27 protein-coding genes are annotated in these 24156 nt (G+C 39.3%); 11 read left to right on the forward strand and 16 right to left on the reverse strand.

What is annotated here, in order from left to right:
• Positions 1–213 precede the first annotated feature (213 nt).
• Positions 214–543 (forward strand): helix-turn-helix transcriptional regulator, encoded by a 330-nt coding sequence (locus tag G6053_RS16710; protein WP_108637124.1) that lies wholly within the window; start codon positions 214–216, stop codon positions 541–543.
• Between the two features lie 498 nt (positions 544–1041).
• Here the strand turns inward: G6053_RS16710 and G6053_RS16715 are convergent, their stop codons facing one another.
• From G6053_RS16715 to G6053_RS16740, 6 genes are all read right to left on the reverse strand, one after another.
• Positions 1042–1365, reverse strand: coding sequence for an RHS repeat-associated core domain-containing protein (locus G6053_RS16715; RefSeq protein ID WP_165307285.1), 324 nt, complete (start codon positions 1363–1365; stop codon positions 1042–1044).
• Positions 1366–1379: 14 nt separating this feature from the next.
• A complete protein-coding gene (locus tag G6053_RS16720) occupies positions 1380–2096 on the reverse strand; it encodes a hypothetical protein (protein WP_165307287.1) in 717 nt (238 codons plus the stop codon).
• Positions 2097–2288: 192 nt separating this feature from the next.
• The gene (locus G6053_RS16725; RefSeq protein WP_165307289.1) at positions 2289–2552 is read right to left on the reverse strand and encodes a hypothetical protein; all 264 of its coding nucleotides are present in this window, start codon (positions 2550–2552) and stop codon (positions 2289–2291) included.
• Positions 2553–3438: 886 nt separating this feature from the next.
• Positions 3439–4947 (reverse strand): hypothetical protein, encoded by a 1509-nt coding sequence (locus tag G6053_RS16730; protein WP_165307290.1) that lies wholly within the window; start codon positions 4945–4947, stop codon positions 3439–3441.
• A gap of 59 nt (positions 4948–5006) precedes the next feature.
• The gene (locus G6053_RS16735) at positions 5007–5516 is read right to left on the reverse strand and encodes an STM3941 family protein (RefSeq protein WP_165307292.1); all 510 of its coding nucleotides are present in this window, start codon (positions 5514–5516) and stop codon (positions 5007–5009) included.
• Between the two features lie 122 nt (positions 5517–5638).
• Positions 5639–6298 carry a hypothetical protein gene (locus tag G6053_RS16740; RefSeq protein ID WP_165307293.1) on the reverse strand — a complete coding sequence of 220 codons (660 nt, stop codon included), beginning with the start codon at positions 6296–6298 and terminating at the stop codon, positions 5639–5641.
• A 266-nt stretch (positions 6299–6564) separates the two neighbouring features.
• Here G6053_RS16740 and G6053_RS16745 point away from each other — a divergent pair, with 266 nt between their 5' ends.
• The 4 genes from G6053_RS16745 (at position 6565) to G6053_RS16760 (ending at position 9755) form a co-directional block, all read left to right on the forward strand.
• The gene (locus G6053_RS16745; RefSeq protein WP_108633675.1) at positions 6565–6885 is read left to right on the forward strand and encodes a metalloregulator ArsR/SmtB family transcription factor; all 321 of its coding nucleotides are present in this window, start codon (positions 6565–6567) and stop codon (positions 6883–6885) included.
• A 1-nt stretch (position 6886) separates the two neighbouring features.
• A complete protein-coding gene (locus G6053_RS16750; protein WP_165307295.1) occupies positions 6887–7351 on the forward strand; it encodes an SRPBCC domain-containing protein in 465 nt (154 codons plus the stop codon).
• Positions 7352–7382: 31 nt separating this feature from the next.
• Entirely contained in the window at positions 7383–7964 is a 582-nt protein-coding gene (locus tag G6053_RS16755) for a YdeI/OmpD-associated family protein (protein WP_108633673.1), read from the forward strand.
• A gap of 231 nt (positions 7965–8195) precedes the next feature.
• The gene (locus G6053_RS16760; RefSeq protein ID WP_108633748.1) at positions 8196–9755 is read left to right on the forward strand and encodes a sulfatase; all 1560 of its coding nucleotides are present in this window, start codon (positions 8196–8198) and stop codon (positions 9753–9755) included.
• Between the two features lie 66 nt (positions 9756–9821).
• On the opposite strand, the gene G6053_RS16765 is transcribed toward G6053_RS16760, so the two are convergent.
• The 4 genes from G6053_RS16765 to G6053_RS16780 all read right to left on the reverse strand — a co-directional run bounded on the left by G6053_RS16765 (position 9822) and on the right by G6053_RS16780 (position 12417).
• On the reverse strand, positions 9822–10571 hold the full coding sequence (locus G6053_RS16765; protein ID WP_108633672.1) for a glucose 1-dehydrogenase: 750 nt from the start codon (positions 10569–10571) through the stop codon (positions 9822–9824).
• A gap of 180 nt (positions 10572–10751) precedes the next feature.
• Positions 10752–11372: a hypothetical protein gene (locus G6053_RS16770; RefSeq protein WP_165307297.1), complete on the reverse strand. Its 621-nt coding sequence runs from the start codon at positions 11370–11372 to the stop codon at positions 10752–10754.
• 180 nt (positions 11373–11552) lie between these two features.
• Positions 11553–12077, reverse strand: a complete 525-nt coding sequence (locus tag G6053_RS16775; protein ID WP_165307299.1) for a hypothetical protein — start codon at positions 12075–12077, stop codon at positions 11553–11555.
• A gap of 40 nt (positions 12078–12117) precedes the next feature.
• On the reverse strand, positions 12118–12417 hold the full coding sequence (locus tag G6053_RS16780) for a hypothetical protein (protein WP_165307301.1): 300 nt from the start codon (positions 12415–12417) through the stop codon (positions 12118–12120).
• Between the two features lie 137 nt (positions 12418–12554).
• Between G6053_RS16780 and mazG the strand changes: the two genes are divergently transcribed.
• From mazG to kdsB, 4 genes are all read left to right on the forward strand, one after another.
• Positions 12555–13367 carry a nucleoside triphosphate pyrophosphohydrolase gene (mazG, locus tag G6053_RS16785; RefSeq protein ID WP_165307302.1) on the forward strand — a complete coding sequence of 271 codons (813 nt, stop codon included), beginning with the start codon at positions 12555–12557 and terminating at the stop codon, positions 13365–13367.
• Positions 13368–13444: 77 nt separating this feature from the next.
• Complete coding sequence (gene trpS / locus G6053_RS16790; protein ID WP_108633667.1) at positions 13445–14443, forward strand: tryptophan--tRNA ligase; 999 nt, start codon at positions 13445–13447, stop codon at positions 14441–14443.
• 15 nt (positions 14444–14458) lie between these two features.
• Entirely contained in the window at positions 14459–15076 is a 618-nt protein-coding gene (locus tag G6053_RS16795; protein ID WP_104381467.1) for a deoxynucleoside kinase, read from the forward strand.
• 79 nt (positions 15077–15155) lie between these two features.
• Positions 15156–15899 carry a 3-deoxy-manno-octulosonate cytidylyltransferase gene (kdsB, locus tag G6053_RS16800; RefSeq protein ID WP_108633666.1) on the forward strand — a complete coding sequence of 248 codons (744 nt, stop codon included), beginning with the start codon at positions 15156–15158 and terminating at the stop codon, positions 15897–15899.
• Positions 15900–15906: 7 nt separating this feature from the next.
• Here kdsB and G6053_RS16805 read toward each other — a convergent pair whose 3' ends face one another.
• Genes G6053_RS16805 through G6053_RS16815 form a run of 3 tightly spaced genes read right to left on the reverse strand, consistent with a single transcriptional unit; the run spans position 15907 to position 18523 of the window.
• A complete protein-coding gene (locus G6053_RS16805) occupies positions 15907–16812 on the reverse strand; it encodes an aldo/keto reductase (RefSeq protein WP_165307304.1) in 906 nt (301 codons plus the stop codon).
• A complete protein-coding gene (locus tag G6053_RS16810; RefSeq protein ID WP_165307306.1) occupies positions 16799–17530 on the reverse strand; it encodes an FKBP-type peptidyl-prolyl cis-trans isomerase in 732 nt (243 codons plus the stop codon). Before G6053_RS16810 ends, G6053_RS16805 begins: the two co-directional genes overlap by 14 nt.
• Positions 17531–17536: 6 nt before the next feature.
• A complete protein-coding gene (locus tag G6053_RS16815; protein WP_104381463.1) occupies positions 17537–18523 on the reverse strand; it encodes a glycosyltransferase family protein in 987 nt (328 codons plus the stop codon).
• A 175-nt stretch (positions 18524–18698) separates the two neighbouring features.
• Between G6053_RS16815 and G6053_RS16820 the strand changes: the two genes are divergently transcribed.
• Together G6053_RS16820 and G6053_RS16825 are read left to right on the forward strand one after the other, a co-directional pair.
• Positions 18699–19646, forward strand: coding sequence for a zinc dependent phospholipase C family protein (locus G6053_RS16820; RefSeq protein WP_165307308.1), 948 nt, complete (start codon positions 18699–18701; stop codon positions 19644–19646).
• Positions 19647–19873: 227 nt separating this feature from the next.
• Positions 19874–21760: a TonB-dependent receptor gene (locus G6053_RS16825; RefSeq protein WP_165307310.1), complete on the forward strand. Its 1887-nt coding sequence runs from the start codon at positions 19874–19876 to the stop codon at positions 21758–21760.
• 160 nt (positions 21761–21920) lie between these two features.
• On the opposite strand, the gene G6053_RS16830 is transcribed toward G6053_RS16825, so the two are convergent.
• The 3 genes from G6053_RS16830 to G6053_RS16840 all read right to left on the reverse strand — a co-directional run bounded on the left by G6053_RS16830 (position 21921) and on the right by G6053_RS16840 (position 24094).
• The gene (locus G6053_RS16830) at positions 21921–22634 is read right to left on the reverse strand and encodes a ThuA domain-containing protein (protein WP_165307312.1); all 714 of its coding nucleotides are present in this window, start codon (positions 22632–22634) and stop codon (positions 21921–21923) included.
• Between the two features lie 135 nt (positions 22635–22769).
• Complete coding sequence (aroB, locus tag G6053_RS16835) at positions 22770–23837, reverse strand: 3-dehydroquinate synthase (protein WP_165307313.1); 1068 nt, start codon at positions 23835–23837, stop codon at positions 22770–22772.
• Positions 23838–23887: 50 nt separating this feature from the next.
• Positions 23888–24094, reverse strand: a complete 207-nt coding sequence (locus tag G6053_RS16840; protein WP_104381458.1) for an RNA-binding S4 domain-containing protein — start codon at positions 24092–24094, stop codon at positions 23888–23890.
• Positions 24095–24156: the final 62 nt, after the last annotated feature.

Below are 24156 nucleotides of genomic sequence, written 5' to 3' on the forward strand. Positions count from 1 at the left end.
ATTTGTCTCTGTAATCTCACCCCTTGAATTTGTAACACCGTTACCGTTTACATCGTAGGTAAAGTATTCAGCTTTATGAAGTCACAATATGCGAAGACCCTATCTAACCTCTGTCATAATGTATTCTCCACATAATCATTAAAATTTTAAAAAATCAAATATATTCTAATTAAAAGAATATTTTCCGTATCTTAAACTTTAATTAATTTTTAAATGAGCACATTAGGAAAAAAAATTAGATTACTTAGACACCAAAAAGGCTGGAGCCAAAAGGATGCTGCAACACAATTGGATATATCAATTCCAGCATTTTCTAAGATTGAAGCAGGAATCACAGATATTAATCTCTCTCGGATAATCCAAATTTCAAAGTTATTTAATGTCTCGGTTTTACAGCTTTTATCTTCTTCTGACACAGAAGAGATTAAAGACTATGTCAACGAGATAGACGCAATTAAGCAAAAGTTGCAACAACGTGACGACGAAATTATCGAACTTCAGAAAAAAGTTATCGACCTATATGAGCAGTTGTACAAAAAATAACAACTGTAAAATTGTTACCCGAAGATAGCTAGGTGTGGCAATTAAAGTGCTTCAAATTGCACCTCAATATGAAGCACTTACACCCTATCTTCGGTTAACACTGCCTACTGGAATGGCTGGTTCGCGAAGTTTACACCTATAGTTATCGCACATGCAGGTGCACAAAAAATGCGAAGTCCCCGAGCTTCGCACTTCTATTAAGTGAAATCACCTAATGAACAAACATTACTATCTAAATCACTGATTAAAAATGAATTATCCAGTTGTTCTTCAAATTCACTATATACCTCCTCAAACCATGACCAAAACTCCTTGATTTCAGTGCTATTTATCATTTTTTTTAAATTTTTCTTTCAGTTCTTTCATTCTGTCTTTATTTACTTCATTACGCTTATTATCCAATTTATCGACACCACCGTGCTCGTCTATAGCTTTTTATTCTTTATATTGGCCTTCCTCAACGTTTTTAAGGTCATAAGCACCTATTAATTAGGTGTTTTATAGATTTCTTCCATCTCTTGATTTTCGTGTTTTCTGAGGTTCAGGTTTATTATGACGTCCAATACAAGGATCACCAGATTTTTTAATCAAATTAATATCCACACCAGTAGTCGCATTTAGTAAAAAGGTTGTAGCGGGTTTAAAACTATATCTTCCATAGCCATTATATTTCAATATTGGAAATGGATACATGCCATCGGGATCTATAAATCTGATCGGGTTGTCAAATGCACAATCATATGGCGAATACCTTCTCATCTTCTTCGACAACGGATCCACCACATTCCACCGACCGATCTCCGCATCATAGAATCTCGCCATGTAATCCAGCTGATTTATGTTTTACTAAGGAACTTGAAATATTTCAGGTCACGATAATCTAACCAACCAAATTCTTTACTGTTCCCATTCGACATTTCTACATAATAATATCTATATGACATATCACCAAGTGCAAAATTAAATACTGTTGTAAATAATTTCAATTTGGTCATTTTATTGATTTTTACCATTTTATCTTTTGTGGAAGTAGAAGGGTAATAACACAAATATAATTCTTTAGATTTGACAGCTCCCCTATACATCTGATATTTATCTTTACTATAAAACATATCATAATGAGGCTTAGGCATTTCATCATTCTTAAGTTTTGAATATTTTCCTGTTAGGTCTGAATATCTATAATCATAACTAAAACGAGATATACCTACCATGATATCGTCTTCTGAATATCTAAATTCAAAACCAGATTGAAATGCTCCCGTACAACTTGTAATAAAAAAATCGTCTTCTAACTGCTCATCCAAAACGCCATTATTAATTTTCGAAATTGCAATTGAATCATTAATATCTCTCGGTAAGAATTCATAGTAATAAGACGATGGATTTACTTGTATTAAATGAAGTAAATACTTTTTATTTGATGATTCATAGCTTCCTGAAATATTATTTTGCATTTTTCCTTGTCCAAAACTGTTTAACAAGAAAAATAGAAAAAAAACTAACGTTACTGTCAAACGTACGTTAGTCAAACTTTTTATATGACTGCCCATTTTTCCATAATTCAATATTTTTTTTAATCAATTCCTCGTTTGCATTATATAAATTTTTCCCAAGTCCCATCTGTAAGGTTATAGAAAAATCATGATCCTAGTCCAATATCTCTTCCTTCAAATCAAGAAACAACTGTATAAAATCTTCAATAAACAAATCTCTATTTCTCATAAAAAAGTTAAAACTTCAAACTATTGATAGCCTAACGGGAACCAAATTCCTCGCATAGTAGGAGATGACATATTTGGGATAATATGATTTTCATCGAGACTAGATACGTCAATATCACCAATAATTGAAGATATCGGAGGTATAGCTGTGTTAAAAAAGATCTTTTCTTCCACTATTTTAAGGGCATCGTATTTAGATAATGCGGTAACTCCACAACCTAATTTAATCCCAAAAGGAGGATCAGCAAAATTTTCCAAGTTAAATGTAAGCCAATATCTTATCATAATTCATGTTACTTTAAAATATATAATGAAAGCTTTCCACAACATTCAAGCTTGATTAATTTCATTATCCAATATCACAAGAGCATTAGCCCTTCTCTACGCTACATTAATTCAAATCTTTTAGTTTGAAATCTCTAAAGCTACAATCCCAATCATCAGATCCATAGACAAATATTTCTAGATTAGATAGATACTGTTCACCATATCCTTAGTGTAGCCAAAAAGCAGCTAGAATCGAAGCTGGCCTCTGATAAATTAATTATCATTTATCCCCATACCTAAAGATACGACGGCAAAACCCTGATGTCAAGCATTTTATTCATTTTTAATAAATTTCAAATTCGAGTAAAAATGACAACTATAAATATTGCAGTTTTCAAGGGACTTTGTTGTAAATAGCTTATGGGCAAGTTCGCCCCATGCTCGCCCTGCTCCCGACTTGTAAAAAATGTGCACGTACCGTGAAAGCACCTTAAAAGGTGGACTCAAGGTGGACTCACTGTGCACTGAACCTGCCTACAGGGCGAGTTTGGTGTTAATTTGGTCTTAACTTGGTCCCCACCTAGTCCATATACAAGCCGAAGGTTGACAGCAGACATACCCAAGTCCTACTTCACTCTATTCTTACCTTAATTTCCTGCCGTTACTATCTAATACTGCATTGCTACGCTATCGCGTTTATCCTCGGGGTAAAAAAGCTTCTAGAATATCCTATACTCAAATTACGAGTGCTCTTATTTCGCAATTTTTAATTAAAATAGGCTTCGAATAAATAACGTCCAATTTTTTTAAGTCAATACAATTGGATAACCTAAAGAAGTCAACCTATCCTAGACCAATTTAGCAATGGTGGAATTTCAAAATAAAGAATAAGAGTGGCAATGCGTCAATCCAGCATTTTTTTCTTTAATTCCCTCAACTGCTCGTAATTATCTTTTTCTATGGTATGAGGCACGACAGTCTTAATCAGTGTCAATGCCTGATCACCGGAGTGGTAACCATAGATATGATTTTTATCGCGAAAAAAATAGTTGTATTCAATCACCACGGGTATCTGTCCCCTGCCACCATCACAACCTTCAATGACATCCACTGTAGAACCAAGCAATTCCATGCTCTCCCGATCTGCACTATTGGGGATCTCTTTATTTTCTATCAGCAATTTGTCGTCATAAGCGTAGGCAAGTTTCAGATCTTTTAAAGCGGACTGATGTGCTATTGTTCTTTTCTTCGCCAAGGTATTATTATCATCAAATACCAATTGCCTACCATCATCAAAGAAATTGGGAATTCCTTTTTGGTAGGAATAGACTCCATTGACAAACTTGCTGTCTTTATTGAGCCAGGTAACAGGCTCCAATGCTCCCTCTCCATCTTGGTCTTTATAAAAAGCTGTGCCATCAAAATAGAATCCTGAGGCAGTAATCTCCAATAACCTTGGCTGTGCAACAGCTTTCAGGTTCATTGGCGGCTGATCATTGATTAAATCCCAGCCATTATAATATATCTTACCTTCTTTATTGATAAATTCATGCTGCGCATTCAGCCAACGTGCTTTTACTGGATACAAGTAAGCAGTTGTACCGTCCTGCAAATCCAGTCCCGCCGAAATATAGCACCAGATATTTCCATCATTAAAATCAACAAACGAATTCAGCCAGTTTCGGGCTACCTCTTTAACTGTAAACGGCCGTTTCAGATCAAAACTCAGAAGCGATTCGGTAACATCCATTTGTTCAAAAATACTGACATCATAAATGTATGCAGTATTCCCATCCGTAAGCAAATATTTATCCTCATTATTTTCTAGTTTGAGGCATTGGATGGTCGCGGGATTCAACCCCTCTATTATTTCAGCGGTTAACTGTGTCCCCTCATAGCAATAGATATGTTTATCGTCCTTGAGCAGGTATCTACGGTTTTGGAATTGGGCGAGTACAATAGGTTTGTCAGGAAACAACTTGGTTGCTGTCTTGGTTATTTTTTTTGCGTATGGATCAAATGAAAAAGAAAACCATTTTCCATGCATATAAAGTAGATCTGCATCAAATGTAGCCTGCACATCTTTTCTATCTGCAATTTTTACAGGCGTTACTTGATTAACATCAGAGAATTCGGCCGCAAGTAAATAGTAAGCATCATCATCCATCAGAAGCATGTTATCCCCATTTCGATTTATCATTTTCACATCGTTACCTACCTGCAACATGGATATACATCGTTGATGCTCCATGCTAATACCATTAGGATCCATAACAGTAATCTCTAAAAAAGGACTACCTTTTACAAGAACAATTTTATAAGTTCTCTTTGTATGATAATGATAACATTCGCTTGCCCGCAGCGCAGCCTGGACGAACAGCAAGAATAACATGATTACAATTACCTTTTTCATTTTCTAAAGCTATTATTTTATCAAGATTACTGCCCAGCATTGACGAATCACGCAATCCATTATTGGCGATACCGTTGGTGGTAATCTGCGATCAGACTTTTAAGTTCATTGAAATCAACAGCCAATTGATCGGCCGTCACGGCTATTCCATTGCTGATAACAAATTGTTGCAATTGCGATGAAAGATTTTGAATATGATCTTCTGGATTCCGCAATTTCAAAGAGACAAATGGAGAACGATGGGCAATTCCCTCCGATACAGACTGCACCGCATTCCATTTTATTAAGCCTATCGCTTTACCCAAGGGTGTTCCCTTAAAATGTATACCATCCGAATTCAAAATAAGACCAGTCCGATCTTTGTCAAATAAGCTTTTTAGACCGACAATTATAAAATAGATTCCCAAACATCCCAACATTAACATCATTGTACCGTGAGCAATTCTTATTTTCTCAGCAACAAAGAAAATATAGTAAGCAAAGGCCAACGCCGCCACGGTGAACACCACTCCTAAGCATACTAATTTCAGCCGCTTTTTATTATCAAATTCTATAATAATCTCATTCATAATACGATTTTACTTTTTTACACTTAACGCTTCCCTCTTATTGAACTCCCGCCCGATTCGGCAGACAACTTTGCCATGTGCTATTTTCGCTAAAAACATTTTATACATCATTCACAGTCAATTTATCCGCTGACCAAAGATGCATCCGAACCAGCAAACCAAACAAACAGAATAATCAGCCATTGAATAGCGATACAGACCCAAAAAGGTCTATTGTCAGCCTCTGTCAGCATTTCCAATACAGCAATAAATTTGGACTTCACAATATCATAAAAGTTGTTATTATTGTCGAGATCTAAGCTGTCAAAGCTTATCTTGTTCAAGCCAAACACCACAATGCGCTTGATCCATGGATTTTCAATCTTTGTGTTTTTCACTTCGTTGATCAACTTGAGTTTCGCAAAAGTATAATCACCCGCATTTTGAACGAGGTCAGGCTGGTTGGATTGAAAAACCAATAGTACTTTGTCCAATGCTGGTATGATAAGATCATCCTGTCTTTCCTCCACTACCTTACCGGCCACCGTCGAGAAAACATATTTATTGCTAAATAAGAAAAGAAGTATCGGTAAAAGGATCAATCCAGTCAACCAGAGGAACTTTCCAACGGTCTGTACGGAGCCGTTCATTGAAAAGAAGGCACCATCTGCATTGCTTCTGAGTACTAGGTATCCGACTATGAGGTACAATACTGTTGACAGAATAGCTAACATATAGCACTTAAATAAGGTTTTTGTTGCCAGAACAGTTAACTTTTTAATATAAGATAAATTTGCATTCATAATATTATCGTATAATTTATCGCTCTAAATTAAAACTAATCTCTTCAAATCTCTTATTGAATTCCAATTCGCCCATGACTATTTTAAATTCGTTGAAGTTTAACTTCTATTCGTATTTCGGCGACCTATTTCCAAGTTAAACCTATGCAATATCATTGTTACTGATTTTATAATTGACAAATAACTCCCATATATCACATAAAAAAATAAAAAAAACTTGCGTAGTTAAATAGCGACACATATATTTGTAGCTAAATAACTTCATAATGAATTTAAGACGAGATGTTTTCCAAGCCATTGCGGACCCAACGAGAAGGGCAATACTCCTTCTTTTGGCTTCGCAATCAATGACGGCAGGGGCTATTGCCGCAAACTTTGATACCGCAAGACCGACCGTGTCCAAGCACTTGCAGATACTCAGTGAATGTGAACTGCTTAAATCTGAACAAAATGGCCGTGAAATTTACTACCAGCTCAACGCACCTAAAATGAAAGAAATAGCAGATTTTATAGAGCCGTTCCGTAGCATGTGGGATGACCGTTTTAATAAATTGGAAGAAATTATGAAAAACTATAAAGACAAATAAAATGGAAAAGAAAACAAAAATCCATGCCGAAGATGGTAAACAGGAAATTTTGATTACCAGAGAATTTGACTTACCCCTTCATTTGCTATTCAAAGCTTATGAAGAAGCTGAAATCTTCGAGCAATGGATGGGGACCAAGGTGTCAAAATGGGAGAATAAACGACATGGCTCTTTTGCTTTTGAAACCTTCCACAACAATATGGTCGCCTTCAAAGCCAACGGAACGATACACGAATTTATACCCAACGAGAAAATCACTAGAACTTTTGAAATGGAAGGTACTCCCTTCCCTGTCCAATTAGAATACCTAAACTTCGAAAAGATAACCGACACGAGCAGCAAACTGATCATGCATATTGTCTTTCAATCCATTGAGTTTCGCGACCAGCTCTTCCGGATGCCTTTCGCTCAGGGTATTAATATGGCGCATAACAGACTTCAGGATATGGTGTCCAAACTCGCATAAATCTAAAATTTTCACTAAACCAAAGCAACAAATGAACCTAAAAGCAGCACATTTCTTCGAAAATGCCTCGAGATGGAACGAAGAATTCAATTTATTACGAAAAATAGTCACCGAAAACAAGGCTCTCGTGGAAGATTACAAATGGATGCACCCTTGCTATACCTTTGAGGGGAAGAATGTTGTCCTGATCCATGGATTTAAAGATTACTGCGCCTTATTATTTCACAAAGGCGTGCTGCTAAAAGATCCAAAACAACTATTAATTCAACAAACTGAAAACGTGCAGTCCGGCAGACAGTTGAGATTTACCAGTATTGAACAAATTATAAACCTGAGCGAGACAATAGCTGATTATATCCAAGAGGCCATAACCGTTGAAAAATCCGGAGCAAAAGTCATTATGCGAAAGACTGAAGATTATCCGATTCCGGACGAATTCGCAAGAGCCTTAAATGAGGATAAAGAACTTAAAGCTGCTTTTTCATCTTTAACACCGGGCCGTCAGAAAGGATATTTATTTTATTTCAATCAGGCAAAACAAGCAAAAACACGTGAATCAAGAATCGAAAAGTACTATCAACACATTTTGGATGGAAAAGGTATAGACGATTAAAAATGTCATACGCTGGGCAAGCAATGTAATATTACAGCTGACTGCATAGGTTCAGTCCAGAAAGATAGGCTCAACATGGGAAGTGAACTTATGGTGATTGCAGCATATAATATGAGCAAAATTTGATAACTTTGATCTGCGTTGTGAAACAGCGTCTAAACCACTATGCGTGCTATCGGTACATCCCGTACGACTGCATTAAAACACTTAATTTTACACAAGGAGCGTAACATGAATAAAAAAATTTTCCTGTTCATCTGTGGCCTACTGCCATTCCTGACACAGGCCCAGCAACAAATCAATAGCAAAACACGTCCAAATATTGTCTTTATACTGACCGACGACTTCACGGCGCAAGCATGGGGTGTTTATGGCGGAATTTTAAAAGATATTGTAAAAAATCCAAATATCGAAAGCCTTGCCAGACAGGGTGCGATATTGAATAATGCTTTCTGTACAAACTCCATTTGCACGCCGAGCCGGGCAGCTATTCTTACCGGACAGTACAGCAACAAAAACAAGGTATATACCCTTGATGATGCATTAGACCCTAATAAAGAAAATATCGCCAAAGACTTGCAACATGCAGGTTATCAAACGGCTGTTTTTGGAAAATGGCATCTCAAAAACAGACCGTCGGGATTTGATGAGTACAACGTATTACCGGGACATGGTGTTTATCACAACCCTACATTTCTATCCAAAGATAACTGGAATGACAATGAAGAGGCTGGCACTCCCTATCAGGGCTATGTCGATGACATCACGACAGACCTGAGTCTTGACTGGTTATCCAAACGCAATCCGGAAAAGCCTTTCTTTTTGCTTTGCCATTACAAAGCAACGCATGAGCCCTTTGACTTTGCTGACAGGTTCAAGGACTTATACCAGGATATTGAAGTTCCTTATCCAGCAACATTTTTGGATTCTGGCGCAACAACCACAGGGAGGTCTTTTGAAGGCCAGCCACTTGAAGAACTTGGCCATCGTTATGAGCTAGCCTCAACAGGACCTTTCTGGACCTCCTACCCTGATCTTCCCTTCTCTACCAAGGGGATGAGTGCGATCGACGCACGAAAAAAAATCTATCAAAAATTGATGAAGGATTACCTACGTTGTGTGGCGGGCATAGATGACAATCTCGGAAAAATCATGCGCTATCTTAAAGCGGCCAAACTAGACGAAAATACGGTTGTCATCCTTTCCTCTGACCAAGGGTATTTTTTGGGCGAACATAATTTTATGGACAAACGCCTCATGTACGAAGAGTCGCTACGCATGCCTTTCATCATCAGTTATCCCAAAGAAATAAAGGCTGGCAGTAAGCTGAATGATATGGTTTTAAATATTGACTTCGCTGCATTATTCGCGGATTATGCCGGCATAAAAAAGCCGTCTTACATACAAGGAGAAAGCTTTCGTAAAAATCTGAAAGGAAATACACCAAGTAGTTGGCGCTCTTCCATGTATTACCGTTATTGGCAACATGACCCCATACGTCCCGCCCACCTGGGTGTGCGTGATGAACGTTACAAACTGATTTATTTTTATGGCCAGCCGCTGGAAATGACCGGCAGCGACAAAAAGTCTACAGCAGCAGCCTGGGAGTTTTACGACCTGCAAAAAGACCCGATGGAAACACATAATGCAATCCATGACAAGCAATATGCAAAAGAAATTAGTCGCTTAAAAAAGAAACTCGTTAAACTGAAAACCGAAGCGGGCGACGATGATGAAAATCGGCCGGTATTTCAACAACAATTACGCAAAGAAAATCTGATCGAAAAATAGGTTCATTATAAAGAAGCAGAACTGTCTCCATGGACAATTCCGCTTCCTTGCATATCTATCGTGTAATTAAACTGCAGTATAACCGCCATCAACCAAATAATAACCACCGGTCATAAAAGATGACTTTTCGGAGCTCAGAAACAGCACCAGTTCCGCCACCTCTTCGGCCTTCCCTAAACGACCAATAGGGTGTTTACTAATCAACGCATGAACGTGCTCCTCATCCAAATTTTTGAGCAGGGGCGTATCGATATATCCGGGGCCTACTGCGTTGCAACGAATATTTTTCTGACCATATTCTGCTCCTATATTTTTAGTCAGGCCTACCACAGCATGTTTTGCCGCCGTATAAGCGCTTGACATAGGAGCGGCAACTGTGCCATGAATCGAAGCCATGTTGACAATAACGCCAGCACCATTTGCCTCCATGGCCTCAAGCTGGTATTTGCAGCCATAGAATACGCCATTGAAATTAATATCAATCACCTTTTTCCAACCGTCCAAACTATAGTCTCCCGTCAATGCTGCCTCACCTCCGATACCCGCATTATTACAGGCAATGTCCAATTTCCCATAGGTGTTTACTACAAAACGCACCAAGGCTTCATTATCTTCCGCCAATGAACTATCTGCTTTATAAAAAGCGGCCTCAGCTCCCAATGCTTTAATCTGTTGCACCGCATCCAGGCCAGCCTGCTCATTAATATCCGATACCACTACTTTCGCTCCTTCTTTTGCGTATGCCAAAGCAACTGCTAACCCTATACCGGAGCCAGCTCCTGTCACCAAAGCAACTTTATCTGCTAAAATATCCATAGTATATAAATTTTATGACATATACAATTTACCAAAATTTTAACTCAATCTGTCCAAACTGCGCCCCAAAAAAACAAAAAAAAGAAACTTAAATGACATTCCCGCGGCATTCAACCTAGGCAAAAAAATAGCTCCATTGCTACGAACAATGGAGCTATACTACCTTAGCGCTAAGTGTTTTTAATCTTGGAGCTGGGGATATTTTTGATACAGTCGGTTAAGAAAAAAACGACCCATCAACTGAAGTTTTGACTGCGTTTCAAACATACCCGAGCCCGGAGATATCATGCCATCTGGCATTCGTTGAACAGCACCATAATAGATTATATCAAGCCCATTTCCATTAATGTCAAGATGCATCTTTTTAGGTTTCAATCCCATGATAGATCCCATCCGGGTAACTTTCTCCGAATTACTGATCTGGGCAGGCCGGGCATTCAATAACGTTTCATGGTCAAAGACCAAATGGTCCTTTGCTTCGCCGTCATCAAAAAAAACATAATGCAATTCATTATTGCTAAGGACAAGATAAGATGCATTGTCTCGCTCGTGGTAACGTGCTTTGACCCCTACAGCCGCCCAGGCCACTGTCTTAGCGGCTGTTTTCGCAGCCGAAGCTACTTTATCCCCGACCGTCGCAATGTATGCACACTGTGTAAACGCCTCAATCGGTGCCCCATTCATCTGCTTGCTTAGTTCTTGAAACTCCTGGCCCAACAACTCATCCTTAACCCCAGAGGCCAAAGCAATCCCGGCCTCTCCTTCATACTTTCGGGCGGTCTCTTTTTGTTTTTTCATCATAATGATAGAGATAAAAACACAGGCTGCCACAATCACTACAAAAATACCGATGTATAAAATCATATGATTTATAATTTAGAAATTGGTTAATAGTTCACAAATAAATTTAGCGTCAAAAAAGAGGATATTGATTTTCAGTATCCCCTTACCGTGATAGTTCACAACAAAAATTTTGCCAAATCAGAGTATCCGATCCGGATAATAAATATTATTTAATGCCGTTTGATGCATATCTACCCAGATATCGCCGTAAGACTGCTTCAATAACCAATTTGGTGAACTACGCATATCTGCATCTTGATCATTATTATAAATGGAAGGAAATTCCGACTCCTTTGCACGTAACAACACTACTATCGTTCCTTTCATCGTGAGCGGAAGATCACCCAAAACGAGGTTATAAAACCCTTCTTCGAGCAAGTCAGGACTGAACTTTTCAAGACTATCGTAACTTCGTTCCAATTTACCAATGAGTTTCTCCAGCTCTTGCGGATAATGACGTTCAACATAAGACTCAAAAAGCCCCGTACCCCTGTTGTAAGCTCCTGCCTTCATTAAGTTGAGCGCTTCATTGCGGTACACTTGCAGATGACGATCAGCATTTAAATCGGAATACCCGCCATCCAGGGGTTTTCCATCGCGACGTAAGGCCCAGGTCTTAAGTTCTTTGAGCCTTTCTGATTCTGTAAAACTATTCCCTTCCATTGCTTATGTGCTAAATAGTCGTCATTTTTGTTGCATATTGCTAATGCTCTCTTTCTTTAAGTTCAAGCTGTAGCAGAATGTCCCGTTTTTTGCCCTCGATCAAAGATAAATTACCGGCCACAAAAACGCCTTTTTCCCCAGAATTTCTACTTATGCCATATACGGTAGATTCATCGTCCGGATCTGAGGCCCCTTCATAACGAAACAAATAATCAATTTTAAACTGGTCTGCATCTGCCAATAGATCATCAAATTCGATGTTGTAATCTATTGTATAGCCCATATCACTTAACTTTGCCAATGCTACACTAGCTGAGGAATACCCATGCATTCTTTCCATAACTGAATCTTCTTTGTTTAACCGTTATCACCATTTTTATTATAAAACGATTATTTAACCGTTTTTGTTTTCCTCAATTTCAAATAGTTTATTCAAGATCATATTTCTATTTTTGTGGAACCAAAACGAAATATGATATGGCAAATCTAGCAGCTCCGGCTTATCAACATACACCCCAACTTGCTTTCCAGCGTTTACTTGATGTACTGTACACCTTAAGACTCGAGTGTCCCTGGGATAAGAAACAGACGATGGAATCGCTACGTCATCTAACGATGGAAGAACTCTACGAGTTGACGGATGCCATCCTAGAACAGGATTATCCCGAAATAAAAAAAGAACTCGGCGATGTCTTAATGCACCTCCTATTTTATGCCCGCATAGCAGAAGAAGAAGGGCAATTTAATATCGTTGACGTCCTGAATGCAATCTGTGATAAACTCATTACGCGCCATCCTCATATCTATGCCGGCACAAGTGCAAACACGGAAGATCAAGTCAAATCCAACTGGGAAGCGATCAAGCTGAAAGAGGGCAATAAATCTGTTCTTGCAGGTGTCCCAAAAGGACTACCTGCCCTTGTCAAAGCCTATCGCATTCAGGATAAAGTAAGAGGTGTGGGTTTTGACTGGGAAGATAAAAGACAAGTATGGGAAAAAGTTGAAGAAGAACTTGCTGAATTTAAAACAGAATTCAATATCGAAACAACCGAGGCTATTGACCGCGAAAAGGCTGAAGGCGAATTTGGAGATCTCTTATTCTCGTTAATTAATTATGCCAGACATATCGGTATCAACCCTGAAAATGCGTTGGAACGCACCAACAAGAAATTTATCGCAAGGTTTACCTATTTGGAGCAGAGGGCTGCCGAAAACGATCAAAAACTTCAGGATATGAGTCTCGAAGAAATGGACGTTTATTGGAATGAGGCCAAAAAATTAAAAAAATAACAACTATCCATTAAAAGGTGGGCGACTCATGGAATTTAATTCTACTTTGTCAAATTTATCCGTAAATTCGCAGGAATATGGAAACAGTTGTTAGTGGTATCAGAAGTACCGGAAAATTACATTTAGGAAATTACTATGGCGCATTGAGCAATTTTGTGAAAATGCAAAATGAATATAATTGCTTTTTTTTTATTGCGGATCTACATTCGTTGACGACACACCCTACACCACATGGCCTCCAGGGAACTGTACGTCAAGTTATTGTTGAATATTTGGCGGCTGGAATCGACCCTGAAAAATCAACCATCTACGTCCAGTCTGATGTTCCGGAAGTTGCTGAGCTTTACCTTTACATGAATATGAATGCATACTTAGGTGAGCTTGAACGAGCTACCGCGTTTAAAGACAAAGTACGCAGCAATCCGGATAATGTCAATGCCGGCTTACTCACGTACCCAGTATTGATGGCTTGCGATATCCTGATTCACCACGGAACGAAAGTTCCTGTCGGCAAAGATCAGGAACAACATCTGGAAATGACGCGTACATTTGGTAATCGCTTTAACCGTTTATATAATGTCGATTATTTTAAAGAAGCTTTTGCTTTTTCCTATTCAGACAAATTGGTTAAAATACCGGGATTAGCCGGACAGGGCAAAATGGGCAAATCCAATGGTGAAGCCGACTGTATCTACCTTTCAGATAGCGCCGATGCCATTCGCAAAAAAGTAATGCGTGCCGTTTCTGATTCAGGTCCGACTGAAATGAACCAGGCCAAACCTGAAGCAATCCAAAATCTATTTGATTTAATGAAAGTAGTTTCTACGCCTGACACATTACAGCACTTTGATGAGCTTTATAATAAATGTGAGATTCGTTATGGCGATTTCAAGAAGCAATTGGCAGAAGATATGGTATTGGCAACAAATGATGTACGCCTACGTATCGAGGATATATCAAACGATGATGCCTATATCGCAAAAGTTGCAAAATTAGGCGCTGAAAAGGCGGGAGAGTCTGCTCGCAAAACACTGAAAGAAGTGCGTGAGATCATTGGTATCAAAAGATTTTATTAAATAAGGAAAGAGAATATGCATATAGCTATCGTAGGAAATATAGGTGCTGGAAAAACAACGCTAACGGAATTATTGGCGAGTCATTTCAAATTTGAGCCTCAATTTGAGGCGGTAGACAATAATCCCTATCTGGAAGATTTTTATTCAGACATGAAACGTTGGGCCTTCAACCTTCAGATTTTCTTCTTAAATAGTCGCTTTAGACACATCGTAAAGCTTCAGGAAACAAACATAGATATGATTCAGGATCGCACGATCTATGAAGATGCTTATATCTTCGCTGAAAACTTGTATGATATGGGCTTAATGAGTGCACGTGACTTTGAAAACTATAGCAACATCTTCCAAAGTATAATTCATTACATTAAACCACCAGATCTGCTGATCTACCTGAAAGCCTCTGTCCCTACTTTGGTAAACAATATTCAAAAAAGAGGGCGTGATTATGAATCAGCAATCCGATTGGATTATTTATCTAAACTGAATGATAAATATGACAAATGGATCAATAATTATAAAGAAGGAAAAGTGATGATCCTCGACAAGGATAACCTTGACTTTACTTCTAACCCCGAAGATCTGGGTGGCATTATACAAAAAATAGAAGCTGAATTATTCGGGTTGTTTGAATAATCGCAGAAAACAAATAGACAAAAGCCTGTAAAATCATCCATTTACAGGCTTTTTAATACGTAAAAATTCACAAAGTATCATGAAATTTTTAGGCATTATTCCAGCGCGATTTGCTTCCAGTAGATTTCCCGGCAAACCGTTGGTTGATATTGAAGGTCAGACCATGATCCAACGGGTCTACGAGCAGGTAAAAAAATCAAAAAAAATAACCAAAGTAATTGTCGCTACAGACGATCAACGTATCGCATCCGAAGTACGCTCTTTTGGCGGTAATGTGGTCATGACCTCCGAAACGCATCAATCGGGTACAGACCGCTGTGCCGAAGTCATCAGCCATGATCAGGAGTATGATGTTGTCATCAACATTCAGGGTGACGAGCCTTTTATTAACCCTGAACAAATTGATTTACTTGCAGCTTGTTTTGAAAATCCACAGACCAAAATAGCGACTTTAGTAAAAGAGATCAAAACATCGGAAGAATTGTTCAATCTGAATATTCCAAAAGTCGTCCGAAACGTCTCCGGTGAAGCCATCTATTTCAGCAGGCAAACGATCCCCTTTTTAAGAGGAGTTAATCAGGAGCAATGGCTTGAGAAGCAGAAATTCTACAAACATATTGGAATTTATGCCTACCAAGTGGATACGTTAAGGGCATTGACCCAGCTACCAGTCTCGGGTCTTGAGGAAGCTGAAGCACTTGAACAGTTACGCTGGATAGAAAACGGGTATGCAATACAAACCGCAGTGACCACACATGAAACTGTTGCTGTGGACACGAAAGAAGATCTTGATAAGATTTTAAAGTTATTTTTTAACAAATAATTGCGACCTATCGGTGTTCGGTATACAGCAAAGACCGGACACCGTCCAATAATTTCTTTTTGTCCTGCGCATTCAATTGGGCAAGCTGCTGTTTTGTCGCCGTCAATTCATCGAGTTGTAGCCTGGTGCTCACCCCTACCACCGCCGTCGCTACGGCAGCATTGGAAAGTACGTAGGATAAAGCTTCAGTCGTTCTGTCTTTTCCCGATTGTTTCACCATCTTGTCCAGGTTACGGAGCAGATGTGACACCTCTCCCGACGTATATTGAAGATAAGGTTCCACAGGTTTATTTACTAAAAGTCCTTTTGCCAATGTGCCCCGGGCCAGAATACACACATCGTTTGCGGTCAACAATGTATCCATCTCCTCCTCGAGCCTTCTGTCCAGGAGATTATACTGCATCATGACCGACGAAATTGCAGATTTTGACAGAAATTCTTTAATGACATTAGGACGAATGGACGACAGTCCGTAGGCACGGATCTTCCCTTGCTTCTTCAGTAGTTCAAAAGCTTCAATTATTTCATCTATCGGATCATCAATAGTACCGCCATGCAGCTGATAGAGATCGATGTAATCTGTTTTCAATCGTGAAAGTGACCCTTCAATAGCTTTGACAATATAATCTTTTGATGCTTTCCAGTCCCAGCCCGAGCCATCCGCCCGCCAGAGATTACCTACTTTACTGGCTAATACAATTTGTTTGCGAAAAGCCTGTACACTATCACCGACAGCCATCTCATTTTGACCTTTGTCATAAAGGTCCGCTGTATCAAAAAATGTAATCCCTATATCGAAAGCCTTTTGGATAATATCTTTGGATTGCTTGGGCTGATTGCTTTTTAACGACATACAGCCCAAACCAATTTCCGAAACCATCAGGCCACTGTTACCTAATTTACGTTGTTTCATTTGTGTTGAAATCAAGCAATTCCACCTCAAACACCAAGGTACTATTGGCTGGAATCTCACCCGTAGCTCTTTCACCATAAGCTAGTCGGCTTGGTATAAAAAATTTATATTTAGCCCCTTTTGACATCAATGGAATACCGATCTGCCAGCCTTTAATCACTTGACCCAACGAAAGTTTTAATGGCTCATTGCGATCATAAGAACTGTCAAACTGTTTCCCGTTCAATAAAGTTCCCTTATAATGTACGGTAACTTCGTCATTGGTGCTAGGTTTTGCACCTTCTGCCTGATTTAATACAAGATACTGAATTCCTTCGGCTGTTGTTTTCATCCCAGCTATTTTTGCATTTTCAGCAAAGAACTTATCTTCTTGGGCGCGACTTATGGCCTCTTTCTCAGCGCGTATGTCCATAATGGCTTTCTGGATAACCTCTCTTGTTTGTCCATCTTCCAATAAGGTTTTCTCGTTTTTTAAAGTAGCGGTAATTGCTTTTGCGATAACATCAGCTTTTAAATAGTCTACTTCAGTAGATTTTAGCGATTTTCCAATATCCATACCAAATGCATACGATACGGAGTCAGCTCTGCTAGTTAACACATTGGTTGAACCAGGTTTTGTTGCCGTCGTTTTTTTTCTGACCGAACTGGTCTTTTTTTTCTGCTGGGCAAATCCAGTCACGGTTGTCAGAGACAATAGGGCTAATGCGATGTATTTCATGTTTACTTAACGGTGCTTTTGCACAATTTCTTCAATAATTTCCTGAGTTATATTAGGGTAATCAACTTCAACCCTTGATTTACTGTTTAGCCAAGCTTCTATGGCTAGCATATTTTTCTGTTTTAAACTCGAAATTACCGGTACCCCCATTTCTTCCAATGATGCGGCATTCAGATGCTGTTCATATTGATTTTTCATTGGGACGACCAACAGTTTCTTTTTCAAATATAAGGCTTCTGCGGGGGTTTCAAAACCCGCACCGCATAAAACTCCTGAAGAAGATGCCATACTATCAATAAAAGCCTGGTTATTGATGGGTCTTATGGTCACATTCTTCATTTCAAATGGTCTTGAATTGTGCTTACTGAATACATCCCACTTCACATCAGGAAATTTCATTAAATGCTTCAGTAAGTGTGCATCATCGTATGCTGGTAAATAAACCGTATAATGCCCCTCGTCCGTAACACTTAGATCGCGAACAGCATTCCGGATAACTGGCGGAAAAATATTTTTGGCATATCTTTTAAAATGAAAGCCATAAGAATGCGTTGCGGGAGCATAATTTTTCATAATAAACTTCCCTAACATGTCACTTTCTTCTGGTTTAGGGCTCGCGGGGTCCAAGGCACCGATCTGATGGCTCAGTCCAATACATTGGAGATCTTTAGAATGACAAGCCCAGGCCGAAATGGGCTCAAAATCATTTATAACCAGATCATAATCTTCGATCGGCAAACTCTTGATCTCGTTGGTAAATTTACGTATGGTTGAGCTCATAAAGGTCTTCCACAGATCCACCCCCCCGGATTTTCCAAATATGAAACTTAAACCATGAAAGCGATACTTGACTTCGAAAGGCAACGAAAGATCCGCCTGAATCCCACTGACCAAAACATCCACTTCTCCTAAGGCTTTCAAACAGGGAACAATATCCATAGCACGGCTTAGATGTCCGTTACCGGTCCCTTGTACGGCATACAATATCTTCATAACGATTGTATTTTGTGTCGGCAAATTAATGAATTTTAACGAATTTCAATATTATTTTATTGTTTCGTTGGGTTAAGAAAATATAAATTAACACAATAAACCAATCCAGTTAATACACATTTACTTTCTTTTTGCGTATATTTAATACCAACAATTATTTAATAACCAATTTACTATGATAAAGTATCCTCTCCTTTGGACACTTTCCATTGTGGCTCTGCTCACATTTAGTTCCTGGGGATTTTTTGCACATAAAAAAATTAACCATTATGCAGTTTTTGCACTCCCTGCAAAATTGGCAAAGTTTTACAAACCCAATATCGATCTGATTACAGAGAAAGCTGTTGATCCCGATAAACGTTGTTTTATTGACAGTGCGGAAGGGCCACGGCATTTTATAGACGTTGAAGATTATCGGGAAGATCGACAAATAGATTCAATACCCATCCATTGGTCACAGGCCAAAGAGAAATTCCAAGAAAGACAGCTACTCAAAAATGGCATCGTCCCCTGGCAGATCCACTTTACTTATCTCAAACTTGTAAAAGCTTTCCACTCGAAAGACTACGACAAAATCATCAGGCATTCGGCAGATCTTGGACATTATATCGCCGATGCCCACGTTCCGCTACATACAACCAAAAATTACAACGGACAATTAACCGGTCAGATCGGAATTCATGCTTTTTGGGAAAGCCGATTACCCGAAATGTTCGCCGACAGCTATAACCTCCTCGTCGGAAAGGCGATTTATATCGAGGATCCCCTAAGTGAAGCATGGAATATTGTCCGTGAGAGTAACCTACTCGTTGACTCCGTACTTCATATGGAGTCTTTGCTCAACAAACAATTTAAAGCTTCACAAAAAAACTCGTTTATTGAGCGAAACAATCAGTTATTATGGACCTATTCGGACGATTATGCAAAGGCTTACCATCAGGCTTTGAACGGAATGGTGGAACGAAGAATGCGCAGAACGATCCTGCGCGTAGCTTCGTACTGGTATTCTGCCTGGATTGAATCCGGACAACCCGAGCTTTCCACAACGATAAAATTCGAAAATAAGGCAGATAGCATTATCATCAAGGATAAAAAACCGATTGGCCGAGAAGAATGGATGTAATAAGAGCAGATAAATACAACCGGACTACACACTATATTGATACCGGAGTATTTACTTTCTTATTCATCTGCACTAGTTTTGCGGCATAAAACCTATGAATGGCCCGACCGTAATTTTAGAATGACACGAAAACGGTCTGGTACAGATTAATTAAAAGTAATGATGCGAACTTATAGCTCCACCTTACTTTCAATTAGTTCGGATTTAATAGGGCAACTAGATAAATCATGTTGAATAAGAAAACTGCGTTAACAAAACTTGCTATCGTGCTGACTGTGGGCACCTCCTTTGCACAGGTAAAAGATACAACAGCATTGAATGAGGTTGTTATCAATCAGAATAGACTTCAGATTCCCTTCTCGAAACAAAGTAAGAATATACAGATCCTTACACAGGAAGATATTCAGCGCCTTCCCAACCGTTCGATCAACGAGCTACTAACGAATATTCCAGGCGTAGATGTGCGGCAGAGAGGACCATTTGGCTCGCAGGCAGATATTAGTATAGATGGTGGTTCGTTTGAACAAACAGCTATACTATTGAACGGTGTAAAAATTACGGACCCACAGAGTGCACACCATAACATGAATCTACCCGTACCTGTGGAAGCAATTGAACGTATTGAAATCATCCGGGGACCGGCTTCGCGTATCTACGGTATAAATGCCCTGACCGGCGCAATCAATATCGTGACCAAAAAAGTGGAATCCAATCTGATTACTGCACAGGCTTATGGCGGTTCTTCATTTAAAGGCAATGAACAGGCCAGCTCGGGCAAATACTATGGAAAAGGAGCCCAACTGGCGGCACAGTTCAACAACGGGCATACAAGTCATGGTCTCTATCTCGGCCATGAAGATTCCAATGGCCAGCGTTACAATACAGCCTCCAATAACAACAAATTGTATTATGACGGTACCTACCAGCCAAATGAATCCAATCAAATAAAAGCAAACTTTGGCTACATTGACAATCAGTTTGGTGCCAATGGATATTATGCTGCCCCGACAGATAAAGAAGCTTATGAGCAAGTTAAAACAGCATTTTCATCTATACAGTCGAAACATCAGCTGAGTCCTGCATTTTCAATCAGCCCGAGGCTCAGCAACCGATACAACGAAGACGAATACTGGTATTTGGGAAAGGAAACGACCAAAGGAAGATCAAAACATTATAGCAACGTCTTCGGAGCTGAGGTAAATGCGGCTTTGGAAAAGCATTATGGCTCCTTTGGAATTGGACTGGAAAGCAGATTTGAACGAATCAATAGCACGGCGATTGGCTCACATAATCGGGAAAATTACGGCGGTTACCTCGAATTTAAGACCGAAGCGATCAGCAAACTCATGGTTAATGCGGGAGCGTATGTAAATTACAATTCCAAGTTCGGATGGCAAGTGTTCCCCGGACTTGACTTAGGCTACGCGATAACCGAACGCTGGAAATTTGTCTTCAGTGCAGGATCCGCTCAACGCATTCCGTCATTTACGGACCTATATACCAATCAAACGGCTAATATCGGAAACCCGGACCTGACATCGGAAAATGCCTACCAGATTGAAGGTGGCATCAAGTATTTATCGAATCGTATTGTTGCTCAGGCAAGCTATTTCCACCGAAATATAAATGATTTCATAGACTGGCAAAAAACCGACGGAGCCGTTGCTGAAGGAACTGTAGTTCCCTGGAAACCTTCCAATATTGGCAAGAACACAGTCGATGGCTTCAATACATCTTTCCGCTACCAACTCAGCGATCCCTCGGCTGCCACCCGATATTACACGACAGTGAGTTATAACTACCTGAATCCCAAAATTAAAATTGAAGACGGACTCCGTTCCAAATATGCGATCGAAAATCTAAGACATCAGGTTATAGTTAATTTTACGGTAAATCATAAAAACTGGATGCTGACAACAGCCAATCGTTTTAACGAGCGGATCAGCTATAAAAACTATTTTATTGCCGATTTAAGAGCTTCCTATCAGTTTGCTGACCTTCTTGTTTTTGCAGATATACAAAATATTTTTGACAAGAGTTATATTGAAGCCGCAGCGGTACCAATGCCGGGAAGATGGTTTAGTCTCGGAGCGAAATATAAATTCAAGTACTAGACCTATCTTATAAAGAGGAAAACGCTAAAGAAGAAACCAAGGCACTTCCAGCGAAATAAAAGCTTATATACATAATATGCCCCTTAAAACAACAGCTATTTAAGGGGCATATTTCTTTAAATCCCTAAAAACGAAACACTAATCGTCGATGGTGACCATACTATTTTTTGGGAAGTACAGATAAGATGCCGCCGATCACGTGTTTCTGAAATTTGGGCTCATCATAAGATTCTTCCGTATGCCCGAGTCCTGTATAAAAAACTTTTCCGCCATCGTAATCCTGACTCCAGGAAATCGGGTGATTATCCCCCATTTTTCCGCCATTGTAACTTTTCTCGTCCAAGTTCATCAACACGTGTAAATCATCTTTGACATCTTTAAAATTGTACCATTCATCCTTATGCTGCCAGACGGGATCAAGATGTTTGGTGGCCGCATGTTTCCTGTCGAGAACATCTATCTTTGCTTGCTGTACGGCGGGATGTGAGGTAAAATAGGCTCCCACCAAACCGTTATACCAAGGCCAATCATATTCGGTATCCGTTGCCGCGTGGATCCCCACAAAGCCTTTGCCTGATTGAATATAACGGACAAACGCTTCTTGCTGCGTGTCGTCCAAAATATTACCTGTGGTACTTAAAAAAATGACCGCGTCGTATTTTTTTAATCCTTGATCCGTAAAAAGAGCCGCATCTTCGGAATGATCAGAGGCGATCTTTTCCTTGTCCAACAATTGTTTCAGCACCTGAGCACCTTTTTCGATACTACTGTGTCTAAACCCTTGCGTTTTACTAAAAATCAGCACCCTTTTTTGTGCAATGGCGGTCATGCTCACCGCAAAAAAGAAAAACAGAAAAATGAAGAATTTATTCATGATATAGTTGGTTATTATTAAATTTTAGTTTAGGTTTTCTACAAGTTTGAATCACTGCACTTTTTCATGCATTTAAAAGTTATTTGATGATAGAAAAAGCCATGTACTCTCCCCGTACACGGCTTTTTCAAAATTTTATCGTGCTGTTAGCTCCCGATAGAAATCAAGACTTTCGATAATATCCTCCTCAGAGACGAAAATATCATACTGACAGCTACCAATCTTATCAAGTAGTGCAAAACCGATCTGATTAGACAAGTTTTTCTTATCATTGCGCATCAAATCCAACAAAGTTGTATCTATGGCGGGAGTAAACGAATAATCGTCAAAGTATCTTCTGAAAGTAGCAATCAGGTCATTTAATTCATCCAACGAAAGTCCATTCAATTTATGTGAAAGATAACCTTCACAGATCATCCCCACAGCTATTGCCTCCCCATGCAGCAAAGGCTTACGGTCATTCAGCAACGAATATCCTTCAATGGCATGGCCAATTGTATGTCCGAAATTGAGGATCTTGCGAATACCTTTTTCTTTGGGATCGTCTAAAATCACTTTATTTTTAATGGAAACAGAATGCTTCACCAGTGTATTGTCTACTTGAGTAATAGCTAATGTTTTTACATGGTTGTAGTAATCCCGGTCAAAGATCAGCCCGTGTTTAATGACTTCGGCAAACCCAGAGATCAATTGCCGTTGTTCCAATGTTTTTAAAAATTGACTCGAAATAAATACGGCCTGTGGTTGTGCAAATGTCCCGATAATATTCTTCACATTACCCATATCAATCCCCGTCTTCCCCCCTACGGAGGCATCTACCTGCGAAAGCAAGGTGGTCGGAACCTGAATAAAGTCCATTCCGCGTTTAAACGTGGATGCTGCAAAACCGCCCATGTCGGTGACGACACCGCCACCAAGGTTAATCAGCAACGAATGCCTGTCAGCGCCAAAATCAAGCATATTCTGCCACACGCCAATACAAAAATCTATATTTTTATTCTCTTCGCCCGGATCTACTTCTATGACGTCATAGTTCGTTAAATTAGGTAAGGCCTGTTGAAACAAAGGCAAGCAATTGTCTAAGGTATTGGTATCTACCAAAACGATAATTTTTGAATATTTGCGTTCCGATAAAAACGTCTCCAGTGAGACCAACGTATCATCAAAATATACCTGATAGCCCAAACTTTCTATGACTTCCATTCTACGATTCTTTAAGGTTTAAGTTTTCTATTTACCAATATTGTTTAATATTACACCAATTTTATTTCCATCCCATCAAATTCAACAACATCCCCGGGCTTCAATTTCAGTCTTTTGCGATAATCAACCTGACCGTTATACTTCACATAACCCTCAGCAACAACCCACTGAGCCATAGCACCATGCTCCACCCAATTTAAAGCTTTGAGTAACTGAATAAGCTGTATATATTCCCCTTCGATTTTAAATTCTTGCATTTCACAAAAATAGTGGTTTAAGCGAGGAATACAAGAATAATCATCGTTTTAATGTTTACTAA

It is taken from the genome of Sphingobacterium sp. DR205 (assembly GCF_011064245.1).
Taxonomy (GTDB): domain Bacteria; phylum Bacteroidota; class Bacteroidia; order Sphingobacteriales; family Sphingobacteriaceae; genus Sphingobacterium; species Sphingobacterium athyrii.